This window comes from Pedobacter panaciterrae (assembly GCF_013204795.1).
Taxonomy (GTDB): Bacteria; Bacteroidota; Bacteroidia; order Sphingobacteriales; family Sphingobacteriaceae; genus Pedobacter; species Pedobacter panaciterrae.
Window position 1 is genome coordinate 374,406 of the sequence record NZ_JABMKW010000018.1, and the last position, 12,471, is coordinate 386,876.

11 protein-coding genes and 1 tRNA gene are annotated in these 12,471 nt (G+C 41.8%); 4 read left to right on the plus strand and 8 right to left on the minus strand.

The window, feature by feature from the left end:
• Positions 1–36 precede the first annotated feature (36 nt).
• Positions 37–1,284: a YaiO family outer membrane beta-barrel protein gene (locus HQN86_RS17295; RefSeq protein WP_172662169.1), complete on the plus strand. Its 1,248-nt coding sequence runs from the start codon at positions 37–39 to the stop codon at positions 1,282–1,284.
• A gap of 2 nt (positions 1,285–1,286) precedes the next feature.
• Positions 1,287–2,447, plus strand: coding sequence for a hypothetical protein (locus HQN86_RS17300; RefSeq protein WP_172662170.1), 1,161 nt, complete (start codon positions 1,287–1,289; stop codon positions 2,445–2,447).
• Here HQN86_RS17300 and HQN86_RS17305 read toward each other — a convergent pair whose 3' ends face one another.
• The 8 genes from HQN86_RS17305 to HQN86_RS17340 form a co-directional block, all read right to left on the minus strand.
• Entirely contained in the window at positions 2,448–4,469 is a 2,022-nt protein-coding gene (locus HQN86_RS17305) for an LTA synthase family protein (RefSeq protein WP_172662171.1), read from the minus strand. It abuts the gene before it with no gap.
• A 3-nt stretch (positions 4,470–4,472) separates the two neighbouring features.
• On the minus strand, positions 4,473–5,897 hold the full coding sequence (locus HQN86_RS17310; protein WP_172662172.1) for a glycosyltransferase family 2 protein: 1,425 nt from the start codon (positions 5,895–5,897) through the stop codon (positions 4,473–4,475).
• Positions 5,894–6,958, minus strand: a complete 1,065-nt coding sequence (locus HQN86_RS17315) for a HEAT repeat domain-containing protein (RefSeq protein ID WP_172662173.1) — start codon at positions 6,956–6,958, stop codon at positions 5,894–5,896. Before HQN86_RS17315 ends, HQN86_RS17310 begins: the two co-directional genes overlap by 4 nt.
• The gene (locus HQN86_RS17320; RefSeq protein WP_172662174.1) at positions 6,955–7,317 is read right to left on the minus strand and encodes a response regulator transcription factor; all 363 of its coding nucleotides are present in this window, start codon (positions 7,315–7,317) and stop codon (positions 6,955–6,957) included. Before HQN86_RS17320 ends, HQN86_RS17315 begins: the two co-directional genes overlap by 4 nt.
• 591 nt (positions 7,318–7,908) lie before the next feature.
• Positions 7,909–8,718, minus strand: coding sequence for a Fic family protein (locus tag HQN86_RS17325; RefSeq protein ID WP_172662175.1), 810 nt, complete (start codon positions 8,716–8,718; stop codon positions 7,909–7,911).
• 127 nt (positions 8,719–8,845) lie between these two features.
• Positions 8,846–8,919 (minus strand) — tRNA-Asp (locus HQN86_RS17330).
• Between the two features lie 119 nt (positions 8,920–9,038).
• Complete coding sequence (gene prfA, locus HQN86_RS17335) at positions 9,039–10,112, minus strand: peptide chain release factor 1 (RefSeq protein ID WP_172662176.1); 1,074 nt, start codon at positions 10,110–10,112, stop codon at positions 9,039–9,041.
• A 134-nt stretch (positions 10,113–10,246) separates the two neighbouring features.
• Positions 10,247–10,999 (minus strand): UDP-2,3-diacylglucosamine diphosphatase, encoded by a 753-nt coding sequence (locus tag HQN86_RS17340; protein WP_172662177.1) that lies wholly within the window; start codon positions 10,997–10,999, stop codon positions 10,247–10,249.
• Positions 11,000–11,127: 128 nt separating this feature from the next.
• On the opposite strand from HQN86_RS17340, the gene HQN86_RS17345 reads away from it, so the two are divergent.
• Both HQN86_RS17345 and HQN86_RS17350 read left to right on the plus strand, forming a co-directional pair.
• On the plus strand, positions 11,128–12,138 hold the full coding sequence (locus HQN86_RS17345; protein ID WP_172662178.1) for an NAD(P)/FAD-dependent oxidoreductase: 1,011 nt from the start codon (positions 11,128–11,130) through the stop codon (positions 12,136–12,138).
• A gap of 2 nt (positions 12,139–12,140) precedes the next feature.
• Complete coding sequence (locus HQN86_RS17350) at positions 12,141–12,470, plus strand: 2Fe-2S iron-sulfur cluster-binding protein (RefSeq protein ID WP_068889978.1); 330 nt, start codon at positions 12,141–12,143, stop codon at positions 12,468–12,470.
• Position 12,471: the final 1 nt, after the last annotated feature.

Here is a 12,471-nt window from a genome sequence, read left to right on the forward strand (position 1 = left end):
TATTATCTTTAGGGTATCACCCTAATGTAATGAATCATGCGCTTAAAATTTCATTTGCCCTTAACACTTCTATTTTTTTCTTTCCAATTCCTGCAGGCTCAGGATCAGAATATCGGTTCTGATGAATTGTTTACCAAAGCACGCAGCGCGGCATTTGATCAAAAAGATTATCCCAAGGCAATTTCGCTAAGTAAGCAGGCCCTTGCAAAAAGTCCCGATTATACAGATATCAGGATATTTCTTGGCAGAGTTTATACCTGGAATAAACAACCAGATAGTGCCAGACAGGCCTTTAGTCAGGTTTTAAATAAACAACCAGATAATGCGGATGCGTCACTGGCTTTTGCCAGCCTGGAATTTTGGGAAGGCAATTCTGAAAAGGCACTTGAACATGTAAACTCCGGGTTGAAGCATCATAGCGATGCCAGTGATCTGTTGCTGCTGAAGGCAAAGGTCTTGAATGACCTGAAGAGATGGTCTGAGGCCAATATAGAGATAGAAAAGGTAATCAAGGCCGATCCAAACATGACTGAAGCAAGAACACTTGCGGCCAGGGTAAGGGAGAATTCCTCAAAAAACAAAATCGGGGTCAACTACGACTTTATCTATTTCGATAAACAATTTGATGATCCCTGGCACCTGGTAAGTGTGGACTACAGCCATCAAACCGCCCTGGGCTCGGTCATTGGCCGTATTAATTACGCCAACAGGTTCAAAAACAATGGGGTTCAATTCGAGATTGACGCCTACCCTCGCATTTCCAATACCTTTCAGGCTTACATCAGCGGAGGATATTCCAATAATGTCGGGGTGTTCCCCCAGTACCGGGCAGGTTTTTCATTGTATGCCAATTTGCCTGCAAGTTTTGAAGCAGAAGCCGGATTCAGGTACCTTACCTTTGGTGAATCTACCTGGATCTATACCGCCTCTGTTGGTAAATATTACAAAAGCTTCTGGTTCAATTTCCGGACTTTTCTCACCCCTTCAAATAATGAGGTTTCCCAGTCGTTTGCCTTAACAAGCAGGTATTACTACGGCGGTGCAGATGATTACTTCAGTTTACGGCTGGGTACAGGTCTTTCTCCTGATGATCCGCAAAACAATGTGCTGATTGGCAATGCAAACTATAAGCTAAGGTCAAACAACATCACTCTGGGATACAGACGCGCGTTCAAGTCCCTGAATATTCTAATCGTTAACCTGGGAGTTGACAATCAGGAATATAAATTGAATACCAGAGGAACACAGATTGACCTTGGTCTGGGATACATCAGACGCTTTTAGTGATGTCAAAAAGGAGAAAAATACTGGCCCTACTGGCAGTTATTGCGGCAATCCCCTTACTGATGTGGCTGCTCTGGCTTTGCACGCCTAAAACAAAAATGGTGGCGGCAATAATCGACAAAACGGTCCTGACCACCCGTGGCCAGGAACACATTTCCTTAACCTGGATCCTGAACCACCAGAAATTCACCAAAACCAGTACCAAGTCTTATCAGATTGCAAAGGACTATTTCGGTTTTTTCCCCCTGGACAAGGAGAACTTCCGCTTAAAAGGCTTGGAACGATTTAATCCTGATCAGCTGAAACAGCTGAGTGAGGATGCGGACATGGTGTATTTTACAGATACCTATGGCATTTACAACAATGAGTGGTATAGCCAAAAGAATAATACCGAGCGCTCCGGCATGATTTACGGAGGAATGAGCAGCCAGGACATTGAACTACTGAGGCTGATGAAAGCCAAAGGCAAACTGATCATTACCGAATTCAATAGCATTGGAAGTCCTACACACCTGGATACCCGCCTGAGGTTCGAAAAGCTGTTTGCCATGCGCTGGACAGGCTGGACCGGACGCTTTTTTGACAACCTTGACAGTACAAAAAACAAGGAACTACCAAGATGGTTAATCCGCAATTACAAAAGAGACAACAACAATCAGTGGCCATTTACAAAAGCAGGAGTTGCCTTTGTAAACGATAAAGATCAGGTAGTCATTCTCCAGGACAGCACTGAATTGGATGATCCCATGCCCCATATTACCAGCAGTCCATACGGGCAGCAGAATTTTGGTCTTCCAAGCAAAATTAAGTATGCGTTCTGGTTTGATGTGATCCAGCCCGATCTTAAGACCAATACCCAGGTTGCCAGCTTTACCCTGGATGTAAATGCGAAAGGCCGTGAGCTGCTGGCAGCCCATCAGCTGCCCAGGGTTTTCCCTGCTGTAATTATGCATAAGCATGAAGATTATCGGTTCTATTACTTCTCTGGTGATTTCTGTGACAATCCCATCACCATGGGTACTTCCTATTTTAAAGGTATCAGTTTGTTTAAATGGATGTTCTATAACACAAGCGATCCGATGGAACGTGCCAGTTTTTTCTGGAACTTTTACCGGCCCATGGTTAGCCAAATACTGAAGGAAGAAAAAAAATTCAAAAAGTAATTAATGCTTAGTTGGGCCGTACTTGTTCAACACCGAATCTGGTAAAATGCCTGCGCGGTTTCCAATGCCAGCATTTCTCCGCTTAAAGTGATCAAAGGCGTTCTTTAGCCGTTTATAAATGGGCTGATCCTCTACCGACTCCTCCTGCAGATCCGGGCCCATCTTGTAAAGTGAGCTTCCGTTGAGGTGGTACTCTCCCATGATGAAGTCGATAATATCTGTCTTGGTCTGGATAAGGGGATACTGATGAACGTTACGGAAGTTTCTTGCAGTATCGAGGCCCTCTCCCATCCAGCTCGCCTGATCTGGCACCTTAAGTTTATAACTGGCCTTAAGGAAGCTCAGCAGACTTGGGACGATATCAAAATGTGTGGAAACGGATGCAAACTGTGCATTCCGCTTTAATAGGGGTGAATAAATGATCAGCGGGACATGATACCTGTCAATTTTGCTGCTCATGGGGATTTCGGGCATTCTATGATCACCTGTAATGACAAAGATCGTATTTGCAAAATCTTTACGCTTTTTGCACTCCTGAAAAAAGCTTCTGAGTGCGTCGTCAGTATACATAATGGAAGAATACTGCAGCTTGTAATTCCTATAGGTGTCCTTTTTTGGATTCTCAAAACCCAGCTCATCCATACGCTGCTCAAACTTACTAACATATTCAGGCTGATCATTGACCAGAAAAGGATTATGACTGGCGACAGTGAGGATCACATTAAGTTCCGGGGATTTTGATTCCTCATCGGCCCTGGTTGCCAAATAATGTCTGAAAAGCTCCTTGTCATTGTAGCCCCACGTGAAGCCGTTGACAGCGGGGAGTTTCACATATCCCCCGGGGAAGGATTGAATGTCCCTGAGCTCATCAACATGATTCTTCTTTAAAAATAGAGACATGTTATCGAAACTCGCATCACCCCCGTAATAAAATGAAGTAGTATAGCCGTTAAACTTCAGCAGGCTATATAATGAGGCATGTGGCGGCATTTTATCTCCAAGTTCCAGAAAACCATTTTTTGAAAACGGCAGCGAGGCCATTAAAGAGGGCAGCACAGCAAAGGTACGCCCGCCTTCACTTAAGAAATTCTTCCAATATAGACTTTTACCGGACAGGGAATCCAAAAAGGGGGTAAAATTACCCAGGTAGGCCCCTTCATTAGTGAATGCCCTACCCAACCCCTCTACCAAAATGATAACAATATTGGGCCTGCTTGGGGATAAATTAAAAAAGGAGCTCAGCACATCCTGATCGGACACTTCGTGCAGGAAAGGGAATTCAGAACCACCGGTATATTTAAACGATGTACCGACGGTCTTTGTGTCCCCATAATCCCCAATATAAGCATCTGCATAAATATCGGATTCCTCGTCCGGAGGATAAAAATGAAGGTAAGAACTTACAAAAAAATAGTCAGTTTTATTGAGCACCAGATTGTTGTCAAAATCAGATTGAAACGGACGGCCACGCATCAGCTGCAAGACACCGGTAACTAAAAAGAACAAGGATAATCCAGGGAAGATCACCGCGGCCCAAAAGGGCAGCTGTATTTTACCAGGCAGGAATTTTAAAGCCACAAGTACCAATGCCACCAGCAGGATAAAACTCACAACCAGCTGAATACCCAGTCCTGTGGAGGCGCCAACGGTCTGTTTGATGTCTGCAATGGAATATCCATACAGATCAGCACCCAGAGGCACCAGAGAGGTATTGAAATATTGAACCAGGCCGATCTGAATGATGATCATCAGGATGATAAAGATTTTGAACAGCACTTTTGACAACTTTAAAGAGCTCTGGGCAAGCAGAACAAAAAAGATATATTCCAGAAAAAGCCCTTTGAACCAGAAAACCACATCTCCCAGCAGCGCCCAGAAAACAAAGGATGCTCCCTTTTGCGGGAACTCATGGGTAAATCCATTTAACAAAATCTCAAAAATGCGTATCAAGAATAAGGCAGCAAGCAAGACCAGGGCCAGCTGTATAAAAACCAATGTTGCTGATTTAAATCGATCGATCATTGTCTAAACTGTTTTTTTTGTAAAACCCTGCCTGGTCATCTCACCCCAGGAATTCTTCTTTCTCAGCAAATCAATATTCCCCTTAATAGCTGACCATACAACAAAAGGATGAAAAATAAATGGCTCTAAAAATGCCGTAATGATTAACATCAGCAGATCTTTGCTGCTTTTATACTGGTTATAGGTCAGTACTTCCATCAAAATGGCAAACACCGAATAAAGAAATCCGAAGCTGAATATAAACAGCAGCAGACCAATAAAAAAAGACCAGTGAATCAAGCCCAGTAATACGAAAATCACAAAACTCAGCAATCCCAGAAATTCCACGATTGGTGCTAAAAACTCAAAAAAGAACCAATAAGGATAACTGATCATCCCCAGTCGTCCGTATTTGGGGTTAAAGAACATCACTTTATGGAGCTGCAGGGTCTCTATGGTTCCTCTTGTCCAGCGGTTTCTCTGCCTGCCAAGAATTTTAAAAGATGCAGGTGCTTCGGTCCAGCAAAGCGGATCAGGAATAAAACTCACCTTATAAGGTACTTTTTGCTCTTCCATATACCTGCGCATCCTTACCACCAGCTCCATATCCTCCCCCACGGTATTGTGATTATATCCGCCGCATTTGATGACGATATCCCTATCGAATGCCCCGAAGGCACCTGAAATCAATAGCAAGCCGTTTAGACGGCTCCAGGCCATCCTGCCCAATAAAAATGCTCTGATGTACTCCAGGGTTTGCACCCTAGGAAGAAACTGTTTGGGCAGATTAACCTTTACCAATCGCCCGTTTTCGACAATACAGCTGTTGGCGATTCGGATTACTCCGCCCGTGGCGATAACCCTGATTTTGCTGTCTTCCAGAAAAGGTTTTGCCAGCTTCAGCAGGGCATCCTGCTCCAGGATACAGTCCACGTCAATACAAACGATATAATCATTTTGGGAGATGTTGACTCCCACATTAAGGGCATCTGCCTTCCCCCCGTTTTGCTTATCTACAATGATCAGCTTCTTGTAAACTGCCTTTCTGCTTTTGTAAACACCCAGCACGTCCTTGGTGGGAATCCTTTTGTTTACAAAAAAATCCGTCTTATAAAGGTCGTAGGCGCTGATCAGCTTCTCTAGAGAATCGTCTTTGCTCCCGTCGTTAATGATAATCACCTCCAAATTGTTGTAATTGATCGACAACAAAGACCTTACGTTTTCAATGATATTTGCACCTTCGTTATAGGCAGGCGCAAGAATACTGATACTTGGGGCCTGTGTCGAACTGGCCAGCACGCGGTAGTCTGTAAAACTGTTTTTACGCAGGTAAGTACGGATTTCGCCGATTGAATAACCGCCAATGAACATGTAGCAGGAAAGCAGCAGGATGGAATAGATCAGCAGTCCGTAGGTAAAAAAATCAAGCACTATTGTTTGCCAGCTCATACTCTAATTTCACTTTTAACCTGAGTAATTATTTCCTTCAACGGGTAGGACTGTGATTGTGGCCAAGCCATCAATAAGTCCATACCGGATTGACTGAGGCTTGCCATTGCTCGGACAACCGAGAGTTTCATTTCAAGATCTTCTGTATTTAAAAGTCCTTGTAATCGGGGTAGATCAGCTTCATCACCGATTTTTTTTACAGCCTTCAAAATGGCCAGCTGGTTATTATATTCTTCCAACGGGACCCTGTCCAATAGTTTTTTTGATGTGTCTTCACTGTAAATTTCCGTCAGGGTGTATATCGCCTGAGTCCTTACACTGGATTCGAGGTGTTCAAGGCAAGCAACAATCTCTTGGTAAAGTTCAAAATGATGGTAGTTACGGGCGAGTTTCAGCGCAAATACAACAACACTGGCATTTTCAGATTTAAGCCATTTGTCAATTCCGGTAAGGTTTACATGAGGGATAACAGACAGCTCCTTTAATAATTTCATCTGTTGCCACTCCGAGAGCTGATAAGTGATCACATCCAGAAACCGAAGCCCTTCAAACCCAAAAAGATTCAGCACGGCCAGCTGAGCTTCTGCCCGGACCAGTTCATTTTTATTGTTGGTGAAGCGGTATATCCTGGCAAGGTGCTCCTTGAGTTCCATGGTGCCAATCTGCTGGATCCCCACAGCCATAAGGTGCCACTTACCTGTTTCAATTAGCTTAATGGCATGGGTATCCAGGTCCAGCTGCAGGTACAGTTTTTTGATATTTTGTCCAGCTTGACCAGACATATTTTTCTTTGCCGCAGTAATCTTTTTGGTCAGCTGGGCCCTAAATCTGCTATTCTCCAGATTCACCCTCAGGCGCGGAGTGACCGGTATCGGCTGGTCAGCGCTACTGCCGCTTTCATTGAAAAAAATTGCCTTTCTGAGCAGTAAATCAATCATACTGTCCCATTTGGCATATTTTTTTCTCCATTTTTTCCGGATCAACAGGTAAGCGGTCATGAAAAAAATCAGAAATGCTGCCGCACCGAAAAAGAACAATAAAAGCGCCTGAAAAAATATCATCTCGAATGAACAAGCATAAACCTTTTTATTCGCACAGACAACTCATTGGGGCTGAAAGGTTTGGTAATAAAGTCGTCGGCACCTAGGCGGAATGCTTCAAGAACGATATCCTCCTGTCCCATGGCAGAAAGCATAATAATAGGCGTCTGATCTTTTTCTCTTAGCGCTGCCACCACCTCCAAGCCTGAAAGATAAGGCATCATGATATCCGTAATTACCAGTTCAGGCAGGAACTGATCTATTTTTTCCAAAGCTTCCCTGCCGTCCCTGGCAAGGATGAGCTGATGTCCATCTTTCTTTAAACGGAATTCTAAAGTCCTGAGCATAAGCTCATCGTCTTCAGCAATTAGAATCTTCATATATTAGCAGTTAGGGATGATTAACTAATAATTTTAAAACGCGTTATGCTGACTCTAAGTTAAGTCTTTTAGCAAAAAAAAGGCAAAAATGTTTTGGAAAATGATTGGGAACTCAGTATTGGTCAATAATCTTTTTTATCCGGGCAATTTGGCAGACGTCATTTTAAACTAACCAACATTATCACCTCAATACCAAATATCCGTCTTCCGCCGTTTGTGGCACCCTGTTGATGTAAAACTGTCTTCGAGACTCTTCAAATCTTCTGCTGCCCAAGTTGATGCTTTAAGCAATTTTTTCCTGTAAGCAGATTTCTTACCTTGATTATTTTCCTGAATGGTTACACCTAAACCTTTAAGTATTTTACCAAAGTACTTTTTTTGTCAGGAATATTTATAATTAGCGTTTCCATATAACAAATATACTAAACGTTAGGATGTATATAAAATTTCCCAAGAATTGTCCTCAATACTCATCCATTCCAAATCGATCAATGGATTGAGAAATCTGTCAAAAAACTATGCTGAAGTCAGGATTACATGTTATCCTGAGCAGATAAATGCGAGATATAATAGGGTCTAGTTAGGCTTATGTTATCTCATCTTCCTCCCTTTTTTAGGCGGATTAAAGTTCATGACAAAGTTTTGAGTAAGATTTTTCTTTTGGTCAATTTCCTTCTTCATTCTTTGCATAGAAGTTTCAGCAAAAAAAACAGTTAAAATACCGGTATCTTTATGTTTAGCAGATTGTTTTAAAGCTTCAATATAAGCAGCCTTTTCTTCGGCTCCAATTATTACATGCGGCAGATTGAACTTTGCAAGTATGAAGTTTGAAATCAGACGGCCAGTTCTCCCGTTTCCGTCCGGAAAGGGATGTAGATAAATAAAAAACTGGTGAAACCTAGCGCTAATGTCCAGCGGATGTAATTCGGCCTTTTCCATAGCTAATTCTGTGGAACTGATCAATGATGGCATACGTGCAATACTCACCCTGAAATCTCCAAAAACCGTATCCCCTGCAGCCATTTGCGTGTTGGTATATTCCCCTGGCTCAAGGCCCTTCGCAAATTTAAGGGTATTTTCCGTTAGTATTCTTTGTACCTGTTTGATCAAATTTTCGGTTAAAGGCTGTTTTAGGTCGTTAAATACGAATTCATAGGCTTTAAAATGATCTAGGATTTCATATGCCTCATATAAAGACCTGTTGTTTAACTTTAAATTGAGGCCCTTTTCTTTAAGCTCGCGTGTTTCATCCACGGTAAAGGTATTCCCCTCTACTGCACAGCTGTGCGCAGAAAACAATATTTCGTTATATTCCTTAAAATCTTCGAGATTAAAGCTATCAATAATAACTTTGCTGTATTCTGCTACAAGCGCATCATATTTTTTAAGCAAGCTCTCCATTTATTGTTTTGATTAAGGATTCAAAAGATGACTTTTAAAGATACACCAAATCTAAAAATATAGAAAAACACAAAAAAGCCTTCAAACGTGTAATTTGAAGGCTTTAGTTTGGCATTGCTACCTTTAGCGGACCGGACGGGACTCGAACCCGCGACCTCCGCCGTGACAGGGCGGCATTCTAACCAGCTGAACTACCGGTCCGTTTTCCCTATTTTCGTTTCGTTGTTTCGTTTCGGGATTGCAAATATAGCGCCTTTATTTAACTTTGCAACATTTATTTTAAAATAGTTATAACTCCTTAATTCTCTGATAATTATTTTTTAGAGCACAGATCCCTCTTTCATTTTCTCTGCATTCTCGGCGAACTGCAACGCATCAATTAGCTCCTGAACACCTCCATCCATCACTCCGTTTAGGTTATAAAGCGTTAAACCGATGCGGTGATCCGTTACCCTTCCCTGCGGATAGTTGTACGTTCTGATCTTCGCTGAGCGGTCACCAGTGGAAACCATAGTCTTACGTCTGGCGGCAATATCACCATTCTTCTTCTGCAATTCAATATCGTATAACTTACTACGAAGCATCTCCATTGCAATAACTCTGTTTCCTAGCTGAGAACGTTCCTGCTGACAAACTACTACAATACCGGAAGGCCTATGCGTTAACTGAACCTTAGTTTCAACCTTATTTACGTTCTGTCCACCCGCACCACCGGATCTGGAGGTTTGCAAATCAATATCTGCCGGATTAATGTAAAGATCTATCTCCTCAGCCTCAGGCAAAACAGCTACGGATGCAGCCGACGTATGAACCCGTCCCTGAGTCTCTGTATCCGGCACACGCTGAACCCTGTGTACTCCAGACTCATACTTTAACTGTCCATAAACATCTTCTCCACTTACTTTCAGGATCACCTCTTTGTATCCACCAGCAGTACCCTCGGTTACATCTACTGTTTCTACTTTCCATCCCTTTTGTTCAAAGAAACGGCTATACATTCTATATAAGTCGCCGGCAAACAAAGCTGCTTCATCACCACCTGTACCACCTCTAATCTCAAACACCGCATTCTTTGCATCCTCAGGATCCACAGGAATAAGCATCAAACGAACTTTCTCTTCTAATTCTTCCTGTTGTACCAGTAACAAGTCAAGCTCTTCTTTAGCCATCTCACGCATCTCAGGATCTTTCTCTGTACTCAAGATCTCTTTATTTGCCTCGATGTTGCTCATTACATTCTTGTAGACTTTATACTCTTCTACAATTTTACCTAAATCTTTATACTCTTTATTTAAAGCTGCAAAACGCTTCATATCCTGCATGGTATCAGGATTACTTAACTGCTCCTCAACATCTTCCCAACGCAGTTTAATTGCTTCTAATTTCTCTAACATATTCTTTTATTTCAGAAACTTTATAATTGTACCGTTAGCAACAAATAACACAACCTGTTTGTTAACAGCATCTTTTATCCAGATAACGATTTTTTATTCGGGCAGCAAAAATACGGCTTTTTCAGTTAACGACACTATAAATTTTTATCAGGAAAATATTTAAGGCTCAGCACATCGCCATCAAAAACCGCATATGAATTATAGGTAATCCATTCGCCCAGGTTCACATACTTAGTTCCGCCACCTAAATCCAAATCTAAAGGCAAGTGTCTATGCCCAAACACAAAAAAATCATAGTGCTGTTTTACCATTTGCTCTTTAGCATATATGGCCAGCCATTCATTTTCAATGCCTTCAAAAACTTCCACTTTGCTACTGGCTGCCCTGCTGCTTCTAGACCAACCGTTTGCTATTCCCATTCCAATTCTTGGTGGAACCATTGAAAAGAGCCAGCGGCACACCGGATTTCTAAAGATTTTTCTCAGCATCTTATATTTCCTGTCGCCAGGTCCTAATCCGTCACCATGATGTAAAAAGAACCTTTTCCCATTTCTTTCAATTACAAGTTCGTCACTTATAATTTCAATCCCCATTTCCTTTGTGAAATAGTCGTTAACCCACATATCATGGTTGCCCTTAAAAAAATAGACCTTAATCCCTGCGTCTGTCATAGCCGCCAGCTTTCCCTGCAGGCGAATAAACCCTTTAGGTACTACAGTACTATATTCAAACCAGAAATCAAAAACATCTCCCATCAGGAAAAGTTCGCTACATGTGGGCTCAATGGCATTTAACCAACGAAGAATGCGATCTTCCCGCTTACGACTTTCAAAAAAATCCGGAGAGCCTAAATGAAAATCAGAGGCAAAATATATGTTCTTATTCATCAATAAAACAAAGATAAGTAAAATATTAGCTCAGTTTGTTGTCATAAGTTCTACGGAGTATCTAGATTATTTATAAATAGCATCGATATTATAACAAAAGTTTGTAAATTCGCACAAATTTTAAACACATGATTTCTACTGATATAGCCATAATTGGCGCCGGACCCGTAGGTTTATTTGCAATTTTTGAAGCAGGACTATTAAAAATGCGCTGCCATTTAATTGATTATTTACCGCAGGTGGGTGGTCAATTGTCTGAAATATATCCTAAAAAACCTATATACGACATCCCGGGCTACCCAACAGTATTGGCTCAGGAGCTTATAGATAACCTGATGGAGCAGGGAAAACCTTTCCACCCTGGTTTCACTTTAGGCGAGCGTATAGAAGGCTTAGAGAAACGTGGAGAAGGTGATTTTGTACTTACTACAAACATGGGTACTATTATAGAATCTAAAGTTGTGGTAATTGCGGGAGGTTTAGGTTGCTTTGAGCCTCGTAAACCGGCTGTATCTGGTTTAGAACAATTCGAAAACGGAAGAGGTGTTAACTACATGATTCTTGATCCGGAGCAATACCGTGGTCAGAAAATGGTGATTGCAGGTGGTGGTGACTCTGCCCTTGACTGGACCATATTTTTAGCCGACATCGTAGATGAATTAACTTTGGTACACCGCAGCGAAAGCTTCCGTGGCGCACCAGATTCAGTAAACAAAGTAATGGCATTAGCCGAAAGCGGCCGTATAAACCTTGTTTTAAACAGCAATCTAAATTCAGTATCTGGAAACGGAAAACTGGAAACGGTAGAGCTTATTCACAATAAGAGCCTTGAAACTACCGCAGTAGCTGCAGACCATTTAATTCCTTTATTCGGTTTAAGCCCTAAGTTAGGCCCTATTGAGCAATGGAACTTAAACATCAACAAAAGCGCTATAGAAGTTAATACCGACGATTATTCAACAAACATACCAGGCATTTATGCTATTGGTGATATCAATACTTACACTAACAAATTAAAACTGATCCTTTGTGGATTTCACGAAGCTGCTTTAATGAGCCATAGTGCATACCAATACATGAACCCAGGTGTTAAATACACCATGAAATACACCACTGTAAACGGCGTATCAGAATTTTAAGCATGGAAGACAATAACATTACCCTACACGTACAAAACCCTGATGGCAGCTTAACTACTCTTGAAGCCCCTGTAGATATGGGATTAAGCTTAATGGAGTACCTTAAAGCCTGCGAATATGATATTCTTGCAACCTGCGGCGGAATGGCCTTATGTGCTACCTGCTGTGTAGATGTACTTGAAGGAGAAGAAAAGCTGAATGAAATGACAGATGACGAGTATGCAATGCTTGATACTTTACCAGATGTACTTCCAAATTCAAGACTTGCCTGCCAGCTTCAGCTAAATCCTGCTATGGATGGTTTAGTTGTTAAACTACATCACGCTGAATAAA